Here is a 21,660-nt window from a genome sequence, read left to right on the forward strand (position 1 = left end):
ATACTTTTGGGACGGATCTTTTTATATATACGATTTTAATATCAAAAGTCAGTATATTTCGATAATTATAGAGGATTATATTATTCTTCTGCCGAATAAATAAGTTAGAGAAAATTACGGATAAAAATAGCCCGAATCATGCAGGGCATGATTCGGGCTTATATTCAGATTAGTAAGCTAAGCTGAATAGACCTTTAATGTGTGATAAGTAACGAACGTTACTTGCTTCTTTCATTAATGATGCTGGTAAGCCTTTAAGTGGAGTATTGCTTGCTCCGATTGTAGCAACAGCATCTTTACGTCCTAGACTAGCAAGTGTTCCAGAGTTAACAGGTGCGAACTCTTCGAATGCTTTGCCTTCTAGTGCTGCGTATAAGTTGTATCCAATTAACTCACCCATTTGCCAAGCGATCTGTGCAGTTGGTGGGTATGGACGTCCGTCTGGAGCGAAGACAACAGCGCTGTCTCCAGCAACGAATACGTCTTTGTGAGAAGTAGATTGTAGGTGTGCATCAACTGTTGCACGGCCACGGTTTACTTCAAGACCTGATTCACCGATTAATGGGTTACCTTGTACGCCGCCTGTCCAAACGAATGTGTTAGCAACAAGTTTTTGACCGTCTTTTAAGTCAATTTCATTGCCAGCAACGTTTGTTACAGGAAGACCAGTTAAGAATGTAACACCGCGCGCTTCTAAGCTAGTAGTTGCACGTTCGATTAAGTGATCTGGTAATACTGGAAGGATTTTTGGACCTGCTTCAACAAGAAGAAGTTTAACTTCTTTTGGATTTACGCCGTGGCTTTTTGCAAGTTTAGGCATAATGTCAGCAAGCTCACCAACTAGCTCAACGCCAGTTAATCCGCCACCACCGATTACGATTGTAGCATCAGCTTCATTTTTCGTTTTCGCGTATTCACGAATACGGTCTTCAACGTGTTTGTAGATTTTGTTTGCATCAGCAGCAGATTTTAATACCATGCTGTTTTCTTCTAGTCCTGGAATACCGAAGTAAGCAGTTTTACTTCCTAAAGCAACTACAAGTGCATCGTAAGATAAAGTAGTGCCACCAGCTAGTTTGATTTCTTTGCTATCAACAGAGAATGACTCAACTGTTGCAATTTTAAGATCGATGTCTTTACCTTTGAAAAGCTTTGTAAGTGGCATTGCAATTGCTTGCTCAGCAACGTTACCAGCTGCAAGGCGGTGTAGTTCAGTGATGATTTGGTGTGTTGGGTATTGGTTAATCACTGTAACTTGTGCTTCTGATTTGCTGTAATATTTACGTACGTTTAAAGCGGCAAGAAGACCGCCATAACCAGCACCTAAGATGACAATTTGTTTTGACATAGTATGATATCCCCCGTCTTTACTAATTGTTGTTATAAATTAAATTATTTATTGTTACGTTCTGCACTAATTTGAAGGTATGCGTTCACAAAGCGGAACATTTTTTGTGCTTGTGGGTCTTTTAGTAATTTTAACAGACCGAATAGGCCGATAACTTCAGTGCTTTCGTCAGCACGATCTTTCGCTTCGATTGCAGTTGCAGCCATGCTTTTCACTGTATCTTTTACAGGTTCTACAAGCTCTGTGATTGCACCAACAGTGTCGCTTTTTAATACTTCATCAGTAGCAACAGTTTGGGCGAAGTCATAAGACTTAGTTAAAATGTTAACAAGCTCAGTTAATTTTGGAAGCTGTTCCACTAGTGTTGTTAATGATTCTTGTACCTCAGGTTTTAACAACTGATCAAGTACATCAAGTTGTCCTTGGCTAGCAGAAATTTGTACAGTTTCTTGTTCTGGCTTTGTTTGAGTCATAGTTTCTGGCATCTCCAATTCTCCTTTACGATAGCAATACTCTTATTTTTGATAAGTAAGATAGTAATCGTTTACGAAACTTTATACAAAGTTTCACAAAGCACAATAAAATGCCTTTAAATTTATGACAGCAAGTAAGCTGCAAACATAAATCTAAAACCATAACGTCTTACCTATTATTTATGAACTGTCCAATACATGGCTTGTCCGCATAATGGAAAAGCTCCCTTATCGGAAAGTGTATATAATATATATCCTATATTATATACTATATACACCTATGTTAACATAAAAATGATTCCTAATTATTTGATATTAAGCGTATAACCTAGTGCTGACAAGGCATGAAAGCGCATAAAATATTTTGTTTGAATTAGAAATGTACATATATATAAAGAAAAAAAGGAAAAAATGAACAAATTACTGTTCTTTTTTTCCTTTTTCTTATTGTTCAGCCTCTGTAATGAGCATCGATGAATTACCGCTTTTTTCAAGATGGCATTCGCCCCAGGTGCAAAGAGAATCAAGAATCGATTCTAATGACGACCCGTAGTCAGTAAGGGAATATTCTACTTTCGGTGGTACTTGGTTGTATATTTTTCTTTGGATAACCCCGTCTACTTCTAACTCGCGTAATTGCTGAGTTAACATTTTTTGCGTAATACCTGGCATTAAACGTTTTAGTTCACTCGTTCTTTTTGTCCCTTTCTGTAAGTGGCAAAGAATAACGACTTTCCATTTTCCGCCGATAACCTCTAAAGTGGCCTCTACCGGAATATTGTATTTTTTCATATAAAATCTCCTCTGATGAATATGGATTTCAATTTTTCAACGAAAGAAGCTAAATAGTGTAAATGTTACTTTTTAGTACCTATAGCACTTTAAAGTACGTACTTTTTATCATGTTGAATATGTTTCATAATAGCATACGTAAGAAGCAAATGAGTAGTACGGCACTAAAAAGTACCTATGTTACTTTTTAGTGCCTATCGTACTTGAAAGTGCGTTCTTTCAAAAAGGAATGAAACCATTCATAATAGCATTTGTAGAGATTAAATATATTTTTTAGAAGATAAAAAGGCCTTTTTATCGCACTATTATGATTGGATTTCTTGTAATAAGGAGGAATTCAATTGAGTTCATATACAGTAGCTTCTTCAGCAACAGAGACGAATAGAAGGAGTATGTTCGCTTTGTTAGCACTAGCGATTAGTGCATTCGGAATAGGAACGACTGAATTTATAAGCGTTGGTTTATTACCATCTATTTCGGAAGATTTACATGTTTCTGTTACAACAGCGGGTTTAACCGTTTCTTTATATGCGTTAGGGGTAGCGTTTGGTGCCCCAGTGTTAACGTCGTTAACAGCTAGTATGTCGCGAAAGACGTTATTAATGTGGATTATGATTATTTTCATTATCGGTAATGGAATTGCAGCTGTGGCAACAAGTTTCACTGTTTTACTTATCGCGAGGGTTGTATCTGCTTTCGCACACGGCGTTTTTATGTCAATCGGATCCACAATTGCAGCCGCACTTGTACCAGAGAATAAACGAGCTAGCGCAATTGCTTTTATGTTTACTGGTTTAACGGTTGCGACGATTACAGGTGTACCGATTGGAACTTTTATTGGTCAACAATTTGGCTGGAGAGCATCGTTTATGGTAATTGTTGCAATTGGAATTGTTGCTCTAATTGCAAATAGTATATTAGTCCCGTCTAATTTGAAAAAAGGTACATCCGTATCATTTTGTGATCAATTCAAACTGATTACGAACGGGAGGCTATTACTTGTTTTCGTTATTACTGCATTAGGATACGGGGGGACATTCGTAACATTTACGTATTTATCCCCGCTATTACAAGAAGTAACCGGATTTAAAGCAAGTACAGTTACAATCATTTTGTTAGTGTACGGAATTGCAATTGCAATTGGGAATATGATTGGCGGTAAGCTATCAAATCATAATCCAATTCGAGCATTATTTTATATGTTTTTCATTCAAGCAATTGTATTGTTCGTGCTAACATTTACAGCACCATTTAAAGTAGCAGGGCTGATTACGATTATTTTTATGGGACTATTCGCATTTATGAATGTTCCTGGATTACAAATATATGTCGTTATATTAGCTGAACGATTTGTACCGAGTGCTGTCGATGTAGCATCAGCAATGAATATTGCCGCATTTAACGCAGGAATCGCTCTCGGTGCCTATTTGGGCGGTATTGTAACGAACTCGTTAGGGTTACTTCATACAGCTTGGGTAGGCGGCATTATGGTAGCAGGTGCTGTTATTTTAACAGCTTGGAGTATGGCATTAGAAAAAAGAGATCAAGTGAAATAAAAGGAGAGAAAATAAAATGAAAAATTTACAAAGTACAACAACATTGCATAACGGTGTAGAAATGCCTTGGTTCGGTTTAGGTGTATTTAAAGTAGAAGATGGGCCGGAACTTGTAGAGGCTGTAAAATCGGCGATTAAAGCAGGATACCGCAGCATCGATACAGCTGCAATTTACGGAAATGAAAAAGCAGTTGGAGAAGGGATTCGCGCTGGTATAAAAGAAGCGGGAATTTCTCGCGAAGATTTATTTATTACTTCAAAAGTATGGAATGCGGATCAAGGATATGAAACGACACTTGCTGCATATGAAGAGAGCTTAAAAAAATTAGAGCTAGATTATTTAGATTTATATCTTGTTCATTGGCCTGTAGAAGGAAAATATAAAGATACATGGAGAGCGTTAGAAACACTTTATAAAAAAGGGCGCGTGCGTGCGATTGGCGTAAGTAATTTCCAAATTCATCACCTGCAAGATGTATTGGAAGATGCGGAAATGAAACCGATGATTAACCAAGTGGAATATCACCCGCGTTTAACACAAAAAGAACTACAAGCTTTCTGTAAAGAACAAGGTATTCAAATGGAAGCATGGTCACCGCTTATGCAAGGTCAGTTATTAGATAATGAAACATTACAAGAAATTGCAGACAAACACGAAAAAACAACAGCGCAAGTTATCTTACGCTGGGATCTACAAAATGGAGTTGTGACGATTCCAAAATCAACGAAAGAACAACGTATTGTTGCGAATGCTAATATATTTGACTTCGAATTAACAAAAGAAGATATGGAAAAAATTGATGCTTTAAATGAAAACCACCGCGTCGGTCCAGATCCGGATAACTTTGATTTTTAATAGAGGAAAGTAGAAAGAGTGCAAAAAAGTTTGCACTCTTTTTTATTTTGTCTATGCATAAAAAAATGTTCTAACTAAATAATAAACAGTATTAAATTTGTTATTTTATAAGGGGTTGTAGACATGAATATAAAACGATCGTTCAAGCTAATGGCCGCTTTTTTGAGTGTTTTATTTGTATTTGCGAACTTATTATTTCCACTTCAAAAAGCATCCGCAGAAGTTATGGATCATACAAAGTATCAAATGGATTGGAGTTATAGTAAGTCAAAGAAGAAACCAATTCGAACAGAGCTTATTAAAACCGCCGATGGAAAAATTGCTTTTTGCTTAAATGTAGATTTAAAATCTCCAGGTGGTCAAGATTTACCTGAAATGGGTAAAGTGGACATTAACGTGTATCGCGTACTATTAAACGGATACCCACAAAAGAGTCCGCAAGAATTAGGTGTTTCTGATTGGAGAGATGCACATTACGCAACGCAGCTTGCGGTGTGGAATGCGTTAAAACAAATTGATATTAATGATTTGGATTTCCGTAATAAAAATGTAGAAAAAGTAACGAAAGATATTGTCGCAAAAGCAAGCGCTAGTGAAGAATTACAAGAAATTACGATGAGCGTAACTCCTACAGAAGAACAAGAAGCAGTATTAAAAGATGAGTTTTTTGAAACTGGTTTATATACAGTAGAAACAAACGCGAAAAGTGGAACGTATAAAGTACAAGCAACTGGTGCACCACAAGGCGCGAAGTTCGTAAATGAAAAAGGCGAGGCAAAAACAGAATTTAATGTAGAAGAGAAGTTCCGCATTTTAATTCCGAAACAAACGCCAGCGGGTGGATTTAGCTTTAAAGTATCAGGCAATTTAACGAAATTACAAGGAATTGCCCATAAAGGAACACCAACGATTCAAAATGCAGTTGTATTATTAGAGCGTAGTGAAGAGAAGACAAGTCCAGAGTTATCGGTAAATTGGAAAAAGGCAAATGGTCATGATAATAAACCAAATAAACCCTATACACCAAATGAACCGCATAAACCGAATCAATATAACAGATGATGAAAAAAGCTCGTAAACACTATGTTTACGAGCTTTTTTATTATTCAGCTTCAGAAACTACTGTGAAGCGTTCGTTTACATGTTTTGGATTTTCGATTTCATCAAGTGCTGCTACTGCGAAGTCTTCGTAACTTACGTAGCTATCACCTTTTGAGTTAACAAGAAGGTTGTCTTTACCAGCTGTATAAGAGCCAGTACGTTTTCCTAATGCGAATAGTGCAGAAGGGCTGATGAATGTCCAAGTGATATCGTTTGTTTGCTTTAGAATTTCTAAGTTTTTACCTTGGTTTTGAGCAGTTGCAAGGTATTCATTTGGGAATCCTGGTGTATCAAATACACGTGTTGTTTTCTCTTCGTCTACAAATAAGCTACCAGCGCCGCCGACTACAAGTAATTTCGTATTAGGTGCACCTTTCATAGCTTCAATTAGTACATTTCCTGCATCTACATGAAGATGTTCTTGTCCTGCTGGAGCGCCGAATGCATTTACCACTACATCAAATGCTTGTAGGTCGTTAGATGTAAGAGAGAATACATCTTTCTCTAAAACTTTTACATTTTCTTCTGTAATTTTTGCAGCGTTTCTTACGATTGCAGTTACTTCATGTCCACGATCTAATGCCTCTTTTAAAATACGACTTCCTGCTTTACCAGTTGCTCCGATAATTCCGATTTTCATAATGAATCCCTCCAAAGTGTTTTATTAAAGTGTATATCTGAAAATGAATGAATTTGTTGTAATTATGTTTGTTACAACTTAATGTAACCATTATAGTTACAGGCATGAGGTTTTGTCAATGGCGTTGTTTATGAAAATATTTTTTTGTTTTAGTATGTGTGTTTGTTGAAAGGGGGAGTCATAAAACCTCTAATATTTGGAAGTTGAAAGATGTCGAAATATGTTGATTTTTAAGTATTTTTTAAATATAATTCGTTTTATGAATAAAAGGAGGGGGTTAATTGTATGAATATTTTAGAACAATTCGTTTCATCAACGAATACAATTCTTTGGTCATATATTCTTATTGCAATGTTAATTGGTTTAGGTCTTTATTTTTCTATTAAATTAAAATTCGTACAAATTACTCATTTAGGGGAAATGGTTCGATTAATGAGTGATGGATTAACTGGTAAGACGCGTAAAAAGGGTAGTGTATCTTCTTTCCAAGCGTTTTGTATGAGTTCAGCAGCTCGTATTGGAATCGGGAACTTAGCTGGTGTAGCGCTAGCTATTTCTATGGGAGGACCTGGAGCTGTATTTTGGATGTGGGTTATTGCGATTGTCGGAGCATCTTCAAGTTTTGTAGAAAGTACGCTTGCGCAAATTTATAAAATAAAAGATGGCAGTGGCTTCCGTGGTGGTCCTGCTTATTATATGGAAAAAGGTTTAAATAAACGTTGGATGGGGATTTGGTTCTCTATTCTAATCACAATTAGTTACGGTTTAATCTTTAACTCAGTACAAGCAAATACAGTTACATTAGCATTTGAAAATGCATTTGGTATTGAGCGTTATGTTGTTGGAATCGTATTAGCGGTATTAGTAGCGGTGATTATTTTTGGTGGCGTGAAAAGTATTGCGCGTATGTCTGAAATGATTGTTCCGCCAATGGCACTTCTTTATATTGCAGTGGCTATTTTCGTTGTTATTAAAAATTTCTATTTACTACCAGATGTGTTTACGGAAATCTTTAAAGGTGCATTCGGTTTAGATTCAGCTGTAGGTGGCGGTATCGGTGCTGCAATGAAATATGGTATTCAGCGCGGATTATTTGCAAACGAAGCGGGTATGGGTAGTGCGCCAAATGCGGCAGCAACTGCTGACGTAACGCATCCGGCAAAACAAGGATTTATTCAAACAATCGGTGTTTTAGTAGATACATTTTTAGTGTGTACATCAACAGCGTTTATCGTATTATGTTCTGGTGCATATAAAGCAACGAACTTAGAAGGTATTGAATTAACACAAAATGCGTTAAGCTCACAAATTGGCCCGTGGGCAAGTAGCTTTTTAGCGATCATCATTTTCTTATTTGCTTTCAGTTCGCTTCTAGGAAACTACTATTATGGTGAAACAAATATTGAATTTATTAAACAAAGTAAAACTTGGTTAACAATTTACCGTATTGCGGTAGTGGCAATGGTATTATTCGGTTCTGTTGCGACGCTTCAAGTTGTGTGGAATATGGCAGACTTATTTATGGGGCTAATGGTAATTACAAACTTAATTGCGATTACGCTTCTTGGTCGATTTGCGTATGCTGCATTGGCAGACTATGTGAAACAAAAGAAACAAGGGAAAGACCCAGTTTTCAGCGCGGATTCTATTCCTGGCTTAACAAATACAGAGTGTTGGGATAATCCAGCGGCAACGGATAAAGAAAAAGCAGTGTAATAAAAAGGCGAGCATCGAGATGAATTCGATGCTCGTTTTTTGTTGTAATAAAAGATGTAAAAAACACACATGTGAGGAATTCTGACATGGTTGTGTTAAAAAACCTTACATTTTTGTCGAAAATTCTTGATTGCTAAAAGTTTTTAGAATATAATTTTCTTATTGTAAGGAATAGGGGGCAATATAATTATGGATTTTTTAACTAATATAATTGGGGATATAAATAATGTCCTTTGGTCATATATCATTATTGCGATGTTAATTGGGTTAGGACTTTACTTTTCATTTCGTGTGAAATTTGTCCAAATTCGTTACTTCGGTGAAATGATTCGCTTACTTGGGGATGGGGCGAGTTCAAAGACAAGAAAAGCGCAAAAAGAAAAAAGTGGTGTATCATCATTCCAAGCATTTTGTATGAGTACAGCTTCTCGTGTAGGTACTGGTAACTTAGCTGGTGTAGCTATTGCAATTTCTATGGGAGGACCTGGAGCTGTATTTTGGATGTGGTTAATCGCGGTAATTGGGGGTGCTTCTGCATTTGTAGAGAGCACGTTAGCGCAAATTTATAAAGTAAAAGATGGGAATACATTCCGTGGGGGCCCAGCGTATTATATGGAAAAGGGTTTAAAGAAACGCTGGTTAGGTGTTATTTTCTCTGTTCTAATAACAGTTAGTTTCGGATTAATTTTTAATGCTGTGCAATCAAATACTGTAGCGGCAGCCTTTGATGAGGCATTTAAAACAGATGGCAGACTTGTTGGTGTTGTTATGGCTGGTTTACTGGCGATTATTATTTTCGGAGGGGTTAAGCGAATTGCACGTGCAGTTGAAATGATTGTTCCAGTAATGGCAATTATATATGTAGCAGTTGCATTATTCGTTGTTGTAACAAACATTACGGCAATTCCGCATGTATTTAAAGAGATTTTCTTACATGCTTTCGGAATTAAAGAAGTAGTTGGCGGGGGATTAGGAGCTGCGATTTTACTAGGAGTAAAACGTGGATTATTCTCAAATGAAGCTGGTATGGGTAGTGCGCCGAACGCAGCTGCGACTGCAAACGTAACGCATCCAGTTAAACAAGGTTTCATTCAAACTTTAGGGGTATTTACAGATACATTATTAATTTGTAGTTGTACAGCATTCATCATTTTATTATCTGATGTACCTGGTGCAGCTGATTTAAATGGAATTCAATTAACGCAACAAGCGTTAAGTCAACACATTGGACCATGGGCATCTATATTTGTAGCAGTTGCAATCTTCTTATTTGCATTTAGTTCACTAGTAGGTAACTACTACTATGGTGAAACAAATATTGAATTCTTAAATGGAAGTAAAGTGCTATTAAATGTTTATCGAATTGCTGTACTTGGTATGGTTATGTTAGGGTCTGTAGCAACAATTCAAATTGTTTGGGACTTAGCGGATCTATTCATGGGTATTATGGCTGTTATTAACTTAGTAGCAATTGTATTCCTTTCTAAGTATGCTTTCGCGGCATTATCAGATTACGTAAAGCAAAAGAAACAAGGAAAAGATCCAGTCTTTTATGCGGATTCTATTCCAGGTTTGAACAATACAGAGTGTTGGGATAAGCCAACGGTAGCGGATAAAGAAAAAGCTGTATAATGAGGTGAGCATCAAGTGAAACTTGATGCTCATTTTTTTATGTTATTATAAAAAAGACGAACATTAATAGGGGTTTTATAATAAAATGTATTTTTTTAGAAAAGTGCGGATATGAGTTGTAATTTATGTTAGAATGGAAAATGCCTTTGAAACAAAAGGTTTTATGATTTTTTTATATCAGATTGAGTATTTTTGAGGGGGAATGGAAAGTTCGGATTATTTCTTATTTCTAGTAGTCAGACGTTCAACATTAAAGAAGAGTTAAATGGAGGATTTTATTAATGAAGTTTGTTATGTTTCTTGTAGGATTACTCGTTGTATTTGTACTCGGTTTTCTTATAAGCACGGATCGAAAGAAGATTAAGTATAAACCAATCGCGATTATGCTTGTTATTCAGCTAGCGTTAACGTATTTCTTATTAAATACACCAATTGGTTATATTTTAGTAAAAGGAATTTCAGATGGATTTGGAGCACTTCTTGGATATGCGGAATCTGGAATCGTTTTCGTATTTGGTGGTCTTGTTAATAAAGGAGAGGTTTCATTCTTCTTAACAGCTTTATTACCAATCGTATTCTTTGCCGTTTTAATTGGAATTCTGCAACACTTTAAAATTTTACCGATACTTATTCGTGCTATTGGTACTTTGTTAAGTAAAGTAAATGGTTTAGGAAAACTAGAATCATATAATGCGGTAGCAGCTGCAATTGTTGGTCAAGCAGAAGTATTTATTACAGTAAAAGATCAGTTAAGTAAAATCCCAAAACATCGTTTATATACATTATGTGCATCGTCCATGTCGACAGTATCGATGTCAATTGTTGGTTCTTATATGAAAATGATTGAACCGAAGTATGTAGTAACAGCACTTGTATTAAATTTATTTAGTGGTTTCATTATCATTCATATTATTAATCCGTACGATATTACAGAAGAAGAAGATACATTGCAGTTAGAAAATAAGAAGAAACAATCATTCTTTGAAATGCTGAGCGAGTATATTATGCTTGGTTTCACGATTGCAATTACGGTAGCGGCAATGTTACTTGGTTTCGTAGCATTAATTACAGCAATCAATAGCTTGTTTGATTCAGTGTTCGGTATTACATTCCAGGCTATTTTAGGATATATTTTCTCACCACTAGCGTTCGTAATGGGAATCCCGCAATCAGAGATGGTAACAGCGGGACAAATCATGGCAACGAAATTAGTATCGAACGAATTTGTTGCGATGCTTGATCTTGGAAAAGTAGCTGGTGAGTTATCAGCTCGTACAGTTGGTATTCTTTCTGTATTCCTTGTATCATTTGCGAACTTTTCATCTATCGGAATTATCGCAGGTGCAACGAAAGGGATCGATGAAAACCAATCAAACGTTGTTTCATCATTCGGATTACGACTTGTATACGGTGCGACATTAGTAAGTCTTTTATCGGCGATTATCGTTGGTGTTATGTTATAAAAAAGGATGGTCCTAGCTCATAGCTGGGGCTATTTTTTATGGTAGATTTTCATAAAAAAACCAATTAATGAGGAATATATTTACATATAAAAATCTTTTGAAATTTATATTGCATTTCGGTTAGATAACGCTTACAATTTGATTTGTAGGTGGTATCAATTTCAGACTTTCAAATATGGTAGGAGAGACGAGGCTACCTTTTATAAATTGCAATTTATGTAAACGCTTACTGATTGTAGAGAACAGTTGAATAATATTTAGGGGTTTTAAATTTTTTTAACAACAATGGTCAGACGTCATTCGTTAGATGACTAATAACTCGTGAGAGAAGTGGAGGATTCATATATGAAAATAGTAATGTTTCTAGTCGGTTTACTTGTAGTATTTGTACTAGGTTTCCTTATAAGTTCAGATCGTAAGAAAATTAAATATAAACCAATTGCACTTATGCTTGTAATTCAATTGGTACTTGCGTATTTCTTACTAAATACAAAGGTCGGATTTGTATTAGTAAAAGGGATTGCAGATGGATTTGGCGCTATTTTAAAATTTGCGGAAGCTGGGGTTAATTTCGTATTTGGTGGTCTAGCAAACGATGGACAAGCACCATTCTTCTTAACAGTATTATTACCGATTATTTTCTTAGCAGTATTAATCGGGATCTTACAACACATTAAAATTTTACCGATTATCATTCGTGCAGTCGGTTTCGTATTAAGTAAAATTAACGGTTTAGGAAAACTAGAATCATATAATGCGGTAGCAGCTGCAATTGTTGGTCAAGGAGAAGTATTTATTACAGTAAAAGATCAACTAAGCAAATTACCGAAAAATCGTTTATACACACTTTGTGCATCATCAATGTCAACAGTATCGATGTCAATCGTCGGTTCTTATATGAAAATGATTGATCCAAAATATGTAGTAACAGCACTTGTACTAAACTTATTCAGTGGATTCATTATCGTTCATATTATTAATCCATATGACGTAAAAGAAGAAGACGATATTTTAGAATTACAAGAAGATAAGAAACAAACATTCTTTGAAATGTTAGGCGAATATATTATGCTTGGTTTCTCTATCGCTGTAACAGTAGCGGCGATGTTAATCGGTTTCGTAGCATTAATTACAGCAATTAACGGTGTATTCGATTCTATTTTCGGAATCACATTCCAAAGCATTTTAGGTTACGTTTTCTCACCATTAGCATTCGTAATGGGTATCCCAACATCAGAGATGCTAACAGCAGGACAAATTATGGCAACGAAATTAGTAACAAACGAATTTGTTGCGATGCTTGATTTAGGCAAAGTAGCTGGTGAGTTATCAACTCGTACAGTAGGTATTTTATCAATCTTCCTTGTATCATTCGCGAACTTCTCATCTATCGGAATTATCGCAGGTGCAACGAAGAGTATCGATGGCAAACAAGCAAACGTTGTATCATCATTCGGACTAAAACTTGTATACGGTGCAACGTTAGTAAGTATATTATCAGCGATTATCGTTGGGGTTATGCTTTAATAAATAATAAAGAAGTCGTTTATCTCTTAGGGGATGAACGACTTTTTTGTTTTGGTATGATAAATATAATAAGGCAGTGAGGGGGAGTTAGGGTGAATGAACGGGATGTTTTAAGGGAGCTTGATGAGGTTATAGAGAACATTGATCATTTAACTGGCGAAGATGCTAGAGCGTTTTTGAAATTAATACACGGATACTTGAGCATAGTAGAAGAAGGGGATGGGACTTTTACAAACAGTGACTTTGTTGAAAAGGTTTCAAGTCTGTATAAGAAAGATTTGTTCAAGCTTATTGGGCTTAGAAAAGAAATAAAAAAGCAATGAGTCGGAGCTCATTGCTTTTTAACTTGCTTTATCCAAGTCTTTTTTAAATCGTGGTTTTTCCAAATAAGTTCCCAGCCTCCACACATATTCCACAGGCCCCATTCGGTATTTCTGTAGCCAATAGGTGCTAACGAATAATTGGATTGCATAAATTCCAATGGTTAAAAGAATACCGAAGAAATAACCGATTTTACCGTATAAGCCAAATCCATATGCGTAAAAAATAGTTGTTGCGATAATAGATTGTGCTAAGTAATTACTAACGGACATTTTTCCCATGTTCGCCATGTATGTTAGTAGGCGGGTTGCTTTTTTGTAATGGAATAATAAAATAATTGTGCTTCCGTAAAAGAAGGTCATAGTTACTGGTGTAAGGCCATCTTGTAACATAATTAAAATCGGGTGCTTTACGAACATAGATAAGATTTTAATTGTAAAAGAGAAGAGCCCTGTGACAAACCAAATTTTTTTGACAGCAGGTATATGTTGAGCGACCTCAAATAACCAGCCCTTTTTCCCTACATACATTCCGAGTAAGAAAAGTGGAGACATAAAAATTATTGCGAAAACTGATATGAAAACTAATCCGAATGCACCATTAATTCCCATGGAATCAAAAGGATTTTCAGTCAATCTAAAGTTGACATGATCCATATAGCTTCCAGTTTGATGGACTTTATGTTCTTTTTCAGTATAAGGTGCGAAATCATTTATATTTGTAGATGGATCAGTTTGATAAGACATAAGTGTAATAAGTGTAATAAGTGTAATAAGTGCGAGTAGAATAATTGCCCAAATCAATAATGTTTTTGGTTTTCTATTTATAAACATCATTAAGAAAATTCCGATAAGCCCGTATGCAAATAAAATATCTCCGGACCAAATAAAGGTGCCGTGAATGAAACCTAGTAGTAAAAGAATGCTAATACGCCTTATGTATGTGGGGAAAAACTTTTTTCCTTTTGCGATAATACTTTTTTGTAACAAAATAATGCTAAGCCCAAATAAAAAAGAGAATAGGGAAATAAAATTCTGTGTGCCGAAAAATTGAATAAACCAATTAGCACTTTCATCGAGTTTTCCGAAAATATAAGTGGGTTTTTCATTAGCGAATAACCCGAATTGAATTAATGTTATATTAACAAGTAAAATACCAAATAAAGCGAAACCACGAATTGCATCAACAACTTCTACACGTTGGTTCATTTTTTCTCTCCTTGTATATTGTTTTATATTGAAAATAATACCATTTTTTTACTGGTGCTATGTCAAATACGAGGAATTTTAAGGTGATTTTAAGATAGAAAGCAAATAAAAAATCACCTTAATACATTCGTTAAGGTGATTGAAATATTATTCAGCTGGAGGCGTAAATGTACGTTTCTCTAATTCAGCATCTAGCATAAATAGTGCGTTTGAATCGTTTGTAATACGTTTTAATTTTTGGATGATGCTATCAAATGAAGCTTCTTCTTCAACTTGCTCATCAACGAACCATTTTAAGAATGTAATTGTTGCGTGTTCACGCTCATCCCAAGCGATATCAGATAAGTTATAAATACGCTTCGTTACTTCACGCTCGTGTTCAAGTGCGACTTCAAAAGCATTTAGTACAGATTCGTATTCGTTGTTAGGATTATCAAATCCAGTAATAATAGCGCGCTCGCCGCGGTCATTAATGTAGTTGTAAAGCTTCATTGCGTGGAAACGCTCTTCTTCAGCTTGTACAAGGAAAAAGTTAGCAAATCCATCGTAGCTCTCAGCTGTACAGTAAGCGGCCATTGCCATATAAGCGTGAGCGGAATAAAATTCAAAGTTCATTTGATCGTTTAATGCGTCGTGCAATTTTTTAGATAACATAAAATCCCCCTTATTATTTTGACAAGAATATTATATCACAATTGATAATATTCTCATTTAGGTGTTTCGAACCTTTTCGAAAGCTTTGTGACGTGTGCTTCCATAATATCTTGTAAATCCAAATCATATTTTTGTGAAAGAATAACAAGATTAGATAGTACATCACCAAGTTCTTCTTTTAGTTCTTGTTTTAGCTCTTCTTGTGTTTTCGCATCTTCATCTGGACGATCACGGCCGATTTCAATTGCGCGAACAACGCGTGAAACTTCTCCAACTTCCTCGGTTAAGAAATTTAAGCGAATAAAGGCATTATACTGTGACCAGCTTCGTTTTTCGTAAAATTCCTCAACCCATCTTTGAAATGCGACGATATCCATTTCTTCCTCATCTCCTCAATATGTTGTACAATGTCAATTGTATCATGACAATATATAGTTTTGGGGTGTAGGGATGAGAAAGATTTGTGTGTTTGCAGGTTCCAATTTAGGGGAGAGACCAGAGTTTAAAGAGCAGGCAATTGAATTAGGAAAAATGTTTGTTGAGAACGACTATGAGCTTATATACGGCGGTTCATGCGTTGGATTAATGGGAGAAGTAGCAAACGAGGTTCTTCGTTTAGGCGGACGTGTGACAGGTGTTATGCCGCGCGGTTTATTCCGTGGAGAAATTGTACATACAGGATTAACAGAACTAATTGAAGTAGAAACGATGCATGAGCGTAAAGCGAAAATGGCAGAGCTTGCAGATGCTTTCATTGCATTACCAGGCGGATATGGAACGTTTGAAGAACTATTTGAAGTTGTATGTTGGTCACAAATTGGTATACATAATAAGCCGGTTGGCTTATTAAATATAAAAGATTTTTACGGACCGATTTTACAAATGGTTGAACGTGCTGCGGATGAAGGGTTTATGAATCCATCAAATAAAGAGTTAATTGTTTCAGCCGAGAAGGCAGATGAATTAATTCATAAAATCCAAAATTACGAACGACCTGTTTTGGGGACGAAGTGGAAGCAATTGTCATAGTACATTTTTATAGCGATTTATAGAAACACATGTCTTTTTTATCATAAAAGGCATGTGTTTTTAATTTGGTTAAATATATTAATGTTAAGATATAATATTTTTCAGAAAAGGAGAAAGAGATGGAGGAGTTTGTGTATTTACGCCCTGTTTTTAAAAGTGTTTTAGTAGCATCTGTTCTTGTTATGCTAATCGTTTTAAGACAGAAGAAAGAGCTAATTAATGAATTTTCGCTTTGGTTTATTTCGGTTATATGTATCGGCGTTTCGGCGATAACACTGTTTATGTCTGGGTTTATTGTTGATGAGTATAATCTAGGTGGCGATGTGCAGTCTTTTAATATGTTTATTGGGATTGGTTTGACCAGTGGTCTAAATTTCATTATTTACTATAGACGGAAATAACAAGGAAGGCATTCCATATTACTTTGGAATGCCTTTATCACTTTTATTAGTTTGTTTTTTATACAGGTACCAGCCACCCCAGCCGCCACCAATTGCTACAACAACGAGGAAAGCATAGTCTTTAACCTCGACACGTATATTGAAAATAGTAGCTATAAGTAAGACAATCCCAACTGTTATTAACGCAAAAAATGCTCTAATTAAGTAGTCTTTCAACTGAACCACTCCCGCCATTTAAGTAGTAAATGATGAATTTGGAAAAGCTTTTTGGATCTAATTACTAAAGGGTGTTTCCTATATTTTAACATAAAAGGGATTGTAATATATTGATAAAAGTAGGGGAGGAGAGTGCTATTATTGTCGTTATTTGTTGGTAAATCGATATTCTTTGTCGAATCGTTGATATATTGTGAGTTGTGATCGATATAATGAAAAAATCGTTGATATATTGCGAGTTATGATCGATATATTTGAAAAATCGTTGATATAATTTTATGTACCGTTACATGGGAACACCCAATAGAAAAAAGCGACTCTGAACGAGCCGCTTCCGCTTTTAATGATATCCAGCTCCAGCGGCTAGAACAGTCAGTTGTTTCACTCCTTCATTCGAGGCAAAAAGCGCCTCGTAATCAGGAGTTCCAACACCCTCCTGTTCTAAACGAGCCGCTTTCGCTTTTAAGTCTATTATTGATTCAAGAACGCACGTAGCATCCAAGCGTGTTTTTCTAGTTCTGTGTAGATGCCTAGTAGTAGGTCAGATGTCATTTCGTCGTCAGAGTCCTGAGCGATTTCCATGCCTTTTTTCAGTTCGACTAGCATCATTTCGTAGTCTTTCATGATTGCTTCGACCATCCCTTCTGCAGTTTCTCCGTAAGCTGCTTCTTGAACAGAAGATAGTTCTAAGTATTCTTTCATTGTTGCTACTGGTTTACCGCCAATTGCTAAAATACGTTCTGCAATTTCATCGATGTGAGTAGCTGATTCTGTGTAAAGTTCTTCGAATTTCTCATGTAATGTGAAGAATTGAGGTCCTTTTACGTACCAATGGAAGTTGTGTAGTTTTGTGAATAAAACGCTCCAGTTCGCTACTTGTTTGTTTAATACTTCGATTACTTGTTTGTTCATTATGATCAATCTCCCTTTGAGTTATTATGTAATATCGATTATTAATTTATAATTATTATAATCTAGTGATTCGTATAAATCAACCCTTTTGCTGGAATTAATTTGAACAAATTATGAAATGTTGTAAATAAAAATCCCTATTACTTCACAGTAATAGGGATTTTTATTGATATCCAGCTTCAGCGGCTAGAACAGTCGGTTGTGCTTTTAGTTATTACACAGCCTGTTTCTTTTCTTCTACATCCTGTCCATCCCAGCACTCCGTATTTTGTAAGCCAGGGATAGAACTTGCAACGAAAACAGGATCTTTTCCTTGTTTCTTTTGCTTTATATAGTCTGCTAATGCTGCGTAGGCGAATTTGCTAAGGAATGAGATGGCAATTAAGTTTGTAAATACCATTAGTCCCATGAATAAATCAGCTAAACTCCAAACAGTTTGAAGGGCAGCGATTGAACCGAAGAACACCATTCCGACAACTGCAACGCGATAAATCATTAACCATGTTTTGCTTTCTTTAATGAATGCGATATTTGTTTCACCATAATAGTAGTTTCCTAGTAGGGAACTGAAAGCAAATAGGAAGATAATAATCGCTAAGAAAGTGCTGGCCCACGATCCAATTTGTGAACTTAATGCTTGTTGTGTTAATTCAATTCCTTGTAAATTTGATCCTTTGTAAAGTCCAGAACATAATACGATAAATGCTGTTGATGTACATACTAAGAATGTATCTACGAAAACACCTAATGCTTGAACAAGTCCTTGTTTTGCAGGGTGAGATACATCTGATGTTGCGGCTGCGTTAGGAGAGCTACCCATACCTGCTTCTGTTGCGAATAAACCGCGCTGAATTCCGAACTTGATTGCTGCACCAATACCACCAGCGATGGCTTGGTCTAAACCGAATGCACTGTTGAATATTTCCATAAAAATGCTTGGTAACATATCGAAGTTTTTAATAACAACAAAAACAGCCACACCAATATAAACGATTGCCATTGGAGGAACAATCATTTCTGTAATACGTGAAATGCTTTTAATACCGCCAAAAATAATAACTGCAACTAATACAGCTAATAGAGCTCCTACGATCGTTCGCTCTAGTCCAAAAGCATTTTCAAACGCTATTGTTACTGTATTTGCTTGAACTGAATTGAAAATTAATCCGTACGTCACTGTAATAAGAAGTGAGAACCAAACGCCCATCCAACGTTTGTTTAACCCTTTTTCCATGTAATATGCTGGGCCACCACGGAACCTGCTTCCATCTTTCACTTTATAAATTTGTGCAAGTGTACATTCTACAAAACTAGTAGCTGCACCGATAATTGCGATAAACCACATCCAAAATATTGCACCAGGTCCGCCCATTGAAATGGCTAAAGCTACACCAGCTAAGTTTCCGATGCCAATACGAGCTGCTGCGCTTAAGCAAAATGCTTGGAACGGGGAGACGCTATCTTTTTTCTTTTCTTTTCGATTAAATCCTTTACTAATTAAACTGACCATCTCACCGAAATGAGTAATTTGGACAAATTTCAATTTAAAAGAGAAATAAAGACCAAAGCCGATTAGCATTGCAATAAGAATATATGACCATAAAATATTATTCGTTACCTCAAGGAATCTGCTAAAAATATCAACCATATAATACACTTCCTTTTTTTTCGTAATAAGAAAATTATATGCAAAAAATATACTAGAATCAATTTTTCTAAAAAATTATGTTACTTAAATGTGTTTTGTGTTATGATTAAGTTACATGATAATTGTTTTTAGAATTATTAACATTTTGAAAAACAAAATTTCAAGTGAGAAAGAAGGGATAAAGTGAAAGAAGAATCTCTGTTGGAAGTAAGTCTTGAAAGTTTGAAAATGAGGAGTAATTTATTGTTACCATACATCTTCAAGTATCTGTTTAGGGGGCATTTATTATTACAATAAAAGATTTCCAAATGAAAGGTATTCTGAATGGCTAGAATTTCTAAAATTGATTGGATGAACAAAAGACAGAAAAACAGAAAATTTAAATAAAAAATTGTTGAGGAGGAGCTAAATATGAATATTAGAGAAAGTGAACTTCCAGGTATTGGTTATAAGTTTCAAATTGTTACGAAAGGTAACGAAAAAATGGTGATCGTCATTCATGATGATGGCCGTAGAGAAATGTATCATTTTGATTCAGACCATGAAGAAAGTATTTCTAGTATTTCATTGCGTGACTCAGAGGCAAGACAAATTGCAGCGATATTAGGTGGAATGGTATATAAGCCTAGAGCATTAGAAAATGTTGAGATGGTTTTTGAAGGTTTAGCGATTGAGTGGTTCAAAGTGGAGAATGCAGCTCCAGCAATCGGAAAAACAATTGGTGATCTTGAAATAAGAAAAACATATAGCGTAACGATAATAGCTGTTATGAAAAAGAATATGAAAAAGCTATTTAATCCAGGACCAGAAACGATAATTGAAGAAGGCGATATGCTTGTAGTTTCAGGTGAGAGAGAAGAAATTAAAAAAATTATTAATGAGTTACTTTCGAATAGGGGGACTGACTAGATGGATACTTTAATTTTTGAAGTTGGTACAGCTTTAGTTTTAGTAGCAATTGCGGCAGTAATCGCTGGAAGGTTTAAATTCTCAGTAATTCCTTTTCTAATCATTCTTGGCATGTTAGTAGGACCGCATGCTCCGGTACTAGGTGTAATCGATCTCAGGTTTATAGAGAGTGAAAGTGTAATATCCTTCCTAGGAAGAATCGGCGTTCTGTTCCTTCTTTTTTATCTAGGACTAGAATTTTCAATGAAAAAACTAATTAAATCAGGACGTTCTATTGCGATTGGCGGAACGATTTATATTTTAATTAACTTTTCACTTGGATTATTATACGGATTTTTAATGGGATTCCCTTTGCTAGAAATCTTAATTATCGCGGGTATTATTACGATTTCTTCTAGTGCTATCGTTGCAAAAGTATTAGTGGATTTAAGAAGAACTGGTAATAATGAAACCGAACTAATTTTAGGAATTATTATGTTTGAAGATATATTCCTAGCTGTATATTTATCAGTCGTTTCTGGCTTAGTTCTTGGGGATCACGCTTCCTTCTTAGGTGCTCTCACTTCAATTGGAATTGCTTTAGGATATATGCTTCTATTCTTTGTAGTAGCTAGAAAGGCTACTCCGTTATTAAATAAATTGCTCAATATTAGTTCAGATGAGATTTTTATTATTGTAGTATTTGCTTCCTTATTCTTTATTGCAGGTTTCTCGGAAACAATTCACGTTGCAGAAGCAATTGGAGCACTTCTTTTAGGGTTAGTTTTCTCTGAGACAGAGCATAGTGACCGAATTGAACATCTTGTTGTTCCGTTTAGAGATTTCTTTGGAGCCATTTTCTTCTTCAGTTTCGGATTAAGTATCGATCCGTTCTCATTAGGAGGAGCGATTTGGTTAACGTTAGGTGCTGTCCTTCTTACGATAATCGGTAACTTCGTAGCAGGGATGATTGCAGGAAGACAAGCTGGATTATCTCATAAAGCATCAACAAATATCGGATTAACAATCGTTTCAAGAGGAGAGTTCTCTATTATTATGGCCAATATTGGAATAGCGGGTGGTTTAATGTCAGTACTAAAACCATTCTCAGCGCTATATGTGCTTATACTATCTATTTTGGGTCCTCTTCTTACGAAAGAGTCCAAGAATGTATATAAATTCTTAAATAAAATATTTAAGTGGGATACGAAGACTAGCTAAATTTTAAACAATTGACGTGTAAGGTCAGATTTTATATAAAGTCTTATTGTGAAGGAAT

At 35.6% G+C, this 21,660-nt stretch carries 23 protein-coding genes; 12 read left to right on the forward strand and 11 right to left on the reverse strand.

Annotated elements, in window-relative coordinates; genetic code table 11:
* Positions 1–169 precede the first annotated feature (169 nt).
* From MR065_RS12480 to MR065_RS12490, 3 genes are all read right to left on the reverse strand, one after another.
* Entirely contained in the window at positions 170–1,348 is a 1,179-nt protein-coding gene (locus MR065_RS12480; protein WP_097904186.1) for an NAD(P)/FAD-dependent oxidoreductase, read from the reverse strand.
* A 44-nt stretch (positions 1,349–1,392) separates the two neighbouring features.
* Positions 1,393–1,833, reverse strand: coding sequence for a DUF1641 domain-containing protein (locus tag MR065_RS12485; RefSeq protein WP_001115310.1), 441 nt, complete (start codon positions 1,831–1,833; stop codon positions 1,393–1,395).
* A 432-nt stretch (positions 1,834–2,265) separates the two neighbouring features.
* Entirely contained in the window at positions 2,266–2,613 is a 348-nt protein-coding gene (locus MR065_RS12490; protein WP_242213863.1) for a winged helix-turn-helix transcriptional regulator, read from the reverse strand.
* A 392-nt stretch (positions 2,614–3,005) separates the two neighbouring features.
* On the opposite strand from MR065_RS12490, the gene MR065_RS12495 reads away from it, so the two are divergent.
* From MR065_RS12495 to MR065_RS12505, 3 genes are all read left to right on the forward strand, one after another.
* Positions 3,006–4,169: an MFS transporter gene (locus tag MR065_RS12495; protein ID WP_242213893.1), complete on the forward strand. Its 1,164-nt coding sequence runs from the start codon at positions 3,006–3,008 to the stop codon at positions 4,167–4,169.
* A 16-nt stretch (positions 4,170–4,185) separates the two neighbouring features.
* Positions 4,186–5,025, forward strand: a complete 840-nt coding sequence (locus tag MR065_RS12500) for an aldo/keto reductase (protein WP_242213864.1) — start codon at positions 4,186–4,188, stop codon at positions 5,023–5,025.
* A 123-nt stretch (positions 5,026–5,148) separates the two neighbouring features.
* A complete protein-coding gene (locus MR065_RS12505) occupies positions 5,149–6,087 on the forward strand; it encodes a thioester domain-containing protein (protein WP_242213865.1) in 939 nt (312 codons plus the stop codon).
* A gap of 40 nt (positions 6,088–6,127) precedes the next feature.
* Here MR065_RS12505 and MR065_RS12510 read toward each other — a convergent pair whose 3' ends face one another.
* Positions 6,128–6,766, reverse strand: a complete 639-nt coding sequence (locus tag MR065_RS12510; RefSeq protein ID WP_242213866.1) for an NAD(P)-dependent oxidoreductase — start codon at positions 6,764–6,766, stop codon at positions 6,128–6,130.
* A 285-nt stretch (positions 6,767–7,051) separates the two neighbouring features.
* On the opposite strand from MR065_RS12510, the gene MR065_RS12515 reads away from it, so the two are divergent.
* From MR065_RS12515 to MR065_RS12535, 5 genes are all read left to right on the forward strand, one after another.
* On the forward strand, positions 7,052–8,482 hold the full coding sequence (locus tag MR065_RS12515) for an alanine/glycine:cation symporter family protein (RefSeq protein WP_242213867.1): 1,431 nt from the start codon (positions 7,052–7,054) through the stop codon (positions 8,480–8,482).
* 189 nt (positions 8,483–8,671) lie between these two features.
* Positions 8,672–10,114 (forward strand): alanine/glycine:cation symporter family protein, encoded by a 1,443-nt coding sequence (locus tag MR065_RS12520; protein ID WP_242213868.1) that lies wholly within the window; start codon positions 8,672–8,674, stop codon positions 10,112–10,114.
* A gap of 281 nt (positions 10,115–10,395) precedes the next feature.
* The gene (locus tag MR065_RS12525; protein ID WP_097904196.1) at positions 10,396–11,577 is read left to right on the forward strand and encodes a NupC/NupG family nucleoside CNT transporter; all 1,182 of its coding nucleotides are present in this window, start codon (positions 10,396–10,398) and stop codon (positions 11,575–11,577) included.
* Between the two features lie 345 nt (positions 11,578–11,922).
* The gene (locus tag MR065_RS12530) at positions 11,923–13,104 is read left to right on the forward strand and encodes a NupC/NupG family nucleoside CNT transporter (protein ID WP_097904197.1); all 1,182 of its coding nucleotides are present in this window, start codon (positions 11,923–11,925) and stop codon (positions 13,102–13,104) included.
* A gap of 92 nt (positions 13,105–13,196) precedes the next feature.
* Positions 13,197–13,427 carry a hypothetical protein gene (locus tag MR065_RS12535; RefSeq protein WP_242213869.1) on the forward strand — a complete coding sequence of 77 codons (231 nt, stop codon included), beginning with the start codon at positions 13,197–13,199 and terminating at the stop codon, positions 13,425–13,427.
* Positions 13,428–13,445: 18 nt separating this feature from the next.
* On the opposite strand, the gene MR065_RS12540 is transcribed toward MR065_RS12535, so the two are convergent.
* From MR065_RS12540 to MR065_RS12550, 3 genes are all read right to left on the reverse strand, one after another.
* On the reverse strand, positions 13,446–14,633 hold the full coding sequence (locus MR065_RS12540; protein WP_242213870.1) for a DUF418 domain-containing protein: 1,188 nt from the start codon (positions 14,631–14,633) through the stop codon (positions 13,446–13,448).
* Positions 14,634–14,780: 147 nt separating this feature from the next.
* On the reverse strand, positions 14,781–15,287 hold the full coding sequence (locus tag MR065_RS12545) for a ferritin (protein WP_025148261.1): 507 nt from the start codon (positions 15,285–15,287) through the stop codon (positions 14,781–14,783).
* 53 nt (positions 15,288–15,340) lie between these two features.
* On the reverse strand, positions 15,341–15,664 hold the full coding sequence (locus tag MR065_RS12550) for a MazG-like family protein (protein WP_242213871.1): 324 nt from the start codon (positions 15,662–15,664) through the stop codon (positions 15,341–15,343).
* Positions 15,665–15,737: 73 nt separating this feature from the next.
* On the opposite strand from MR065_RS12550, the gene MR065_RS12555 reads away from it, so the two are divergent.
* Positions 15,738–16,316 carry an LOG family protein gene (locus MR065_RS12555; protein WP_277927393.1) on the forward strand — a complete coding sequence of 193 codons (579 nt, stop codon included), beginning with the start codon at positions 15,738–15,740 and terminating at the stop codon, positions 16,314–16,316.
* Between the two features lie 119 nt (positions 16,317–16,435).
* On the forward strand, positions 16,436–16,717 hold the full coding sequence (locus MR065_RS12560) for a hypothetical protein (protein ID WP_242213872.1): 282 nt from the start codon (positions 16,436–16,438) through the stop codon (positions 16,715–16,717).
* Positions 16,718–16,735: 18 nt separating this feature from the next.
* On the opposite strand, the gene MR065_RS12565 is transcribed toward MR065_RS12560, so the two are convergent.
* The 4 genes from MR065_RS12565 to MR065_RS12580 form a co-directional block, all read right to left on the reverse strand.
* Complete coding sequence (locus tag MR065_RS12565; RefSeq protein ID WP_097904203.1) at positions 16,736–16,933, reverse strand: hypothetical protein; 198 nt, start codon at positions 16,931–16,933, stop codon at positions 16,736–16,738.
* Positions 16,934–17,273: 340 nt separating this feature from the next.
* Complete coding sequence (locus tag MR065_RS12570; RefSeq protein WP_242213873.1) at positions 17,274–17,435, reverse strand: hypothetical protein; 162 nt, start codon at positions 17,433–17,435, stop codon at positions 17,274–17,276.
* On the reverse strand, positions 17,405–17,845 hold the full coding sequence (locus MR065_RS12575; RefSeq protein WP_242213874.1) for a Dps family protein: 441 nt from the start codon (positions 17,843–17,845) through the stop codon (positions 17,405–17,407). The genes MR065_RS12570 and MR065_RS12575 overlap by 31 nt, the downstream gene beginning before the upstream one ends.
* Before the next feature lie 214 nt (positions 17,846–18,059).
* Positions 18,060–19,493, reverse strand: a complete 1,434-nt coding sequence (locus MR065_RS12580; protein ID WP_242213875.1) for an alanine/glycine:cation symporter family protein — start codon at positions 19,491–19,493, stop codon at positions 18,060–18,062.
* 411 nt (positions 19,494–19,904) lie between these two features.
* Here MR065_RS12580 and MR065_RS12585 point away from each other — a divergent pair, with 411 nt between their 5' ends.
* Positions 19,905–20,402, forward strand: a complete 498-nt coding sequence (locus MR065_RS12585; protein WP_242213876.1) for a cation:proton antiporter regulatory subunit — start codon at positions 19,905–19,907, stop codon at positions 20,400–20,402.
* A complete protein-coding gene (locus tag MR065_RS12590) occupies positions 20,403–21,602 on the forward strand; it encodes a cation:proton antiporter (RefSeq protein ID WP_098989416.1) in 1,200 nt (399 codons plus the stop codon).
* The last annotated feature ends 58 nt before the right edge of the window (positions 21,603–21,660 follow it).

This window comes from Bacillus cereus group sp. BfR-BA-01383 (assembly GCF_022663495.1).
In the GTDB taxonomy this organism is placed as follows: Bacteria; Bacillota; Bacilli; order Bacillales; family Bacillaceae_G; genus Bacillus_A; species Bacillus_A cereus_AU.

Bases quoted from the DNA above. Each gene is read 5' to 3' on its own strand.
- MR065_RS12480 (WP_097904186.1), bottom strand. From the start codon at position 1,348: ATGTCAAAACAAATTGTCATCTTAGGTGCTGGTTATGGCGGTCTTCTT.
- MR065_RS12485 (WP_001115310.1), bottom strand. From the start codon at position 1,833: ATGCCAGAAACTATGACTCAAACAAAGCCAGAACAAGAAACTGTACAA.
- MR065_RS12490 (WP_242213863.1), bottom strand. From the start codon at position 2,613: ATGAAAAAATACAATATTCCGGTAGAGGCCACTTTAGAGGTTATCGGC.
- MR065_RS12495 (WP_242213893.1), top strand. From the start codon at position 3,006: ATGTTCGCTTTGTTAGCACTAGCGATTAGTGCATTCGGAATAGGAACG.
- MR065_RS12500 (WP_242213864.1), top strand. From the start codon at position 4,186: ATGAAAAATTTACAAAGTACAACAACATTGCATAACGGTGTAGAAATG.
- MR065_RS12505 (WP_242213865.1), top strand. From the start codon at position 5,149: ATGAATATAAAACGATCGTTCAAGCTAATGGCCGCTTTTTTGAGTGTT.
- MR065_RS12510 (WP_242213866.1), bottom strand. From the start codon at position 6,766: ATGAAAATCGGAATTATCGGAGCAACTGGTAAAGCAGGAAGTCGTATT.
- MR065_RS12515 (WP_242213867.1), top strand. From the start codon at position 7,052: ATGAATATTTTAGAACAATTCGTTTCATCAACGAATACAATTCTTTGG.
- MR065_RS12520 (WP_242213868.1), top strand. From the start codon at position 8,672: ATGGATTTTTTAACTAATATAATTGGGGATATAAATAATGTCCTTTGG.
- MR065_RS12525 (WP_097904196.1), top strand. From the start codon at position 10,396: ATGAAGTTTGTTATGTTTCTTGTAGGATTACTCGTTGTATTTGTACTC.
- MR065_RS12530 (WP_097904197.1), top strand. From the start codon at position 11,923: ATGAAAATAGTAATGTTTCTAGTCGGTTTACTTGTAGTATTTGTACTA.
- MR065_RS12540 (WP_242213870.1), bottom strand. From the start codon at position 14,633: ATGAACCAACGTGTAGAAGTTGTTGATGCAATTCGTGGTTTCGCTTTA.
- MR065_RS12545 (WP_025148261.1), bottom strand. From the start codon at position 15,287: ATGTTATCTAAAAAATTGCACGACGCATTAAACGATCAAATGAACTTT.
- MR065_RS12550 (WP_242213871.1), bottom strand. From the start codon at position 15,664: ATGGATATCGTCGCATTTCAAAGATGGGTTGAGGAATTTTACGAAAAA.
- MR065_RS12555 (WP_277927393.1), top strand. From the start codon at position 15,738: ATGAGAAAGATTTGTGTGTTTGCAGGTTCCAATTTAGGGGAGAGACCA.
- MR065_RS12560 (WP_242213872.1), top strand. From the start codon at position 16,436: ATGGAGGAGTTTGTGTATTTACGCCCTGTTTTTAAAAGTGTTTTAGTA.
- MR065_RS12575 (WP_242213874.1), bottom strand. From the start codon at position 17,845: ATGAACAAACAAGTAATCGAAGTATTAAACAAACAAGTAGCGAACTGG.
- MR065_RS12580 (WP_242213875.1), bottom strand. From the start codon at position 19,493: ATGGTTGATATTTTTAGCAGATTCCTTGAGGTAACGAATAATATTTTA.
- MR065_RS12585 (WP_242213876.1), top strand. From the start codon at position 19,905: ATGAATATTAGAGAAAGTGAACTTCCAGGTATTGGTTATAAGTTTCAA.
- MR065_RS12590 (WP_098989416.1), top strand. From the start codon at position 20,403: ATGGATACTTTAATTTTTGAAGTTGGTACAGCTTTAGTTTTAGTAGCA.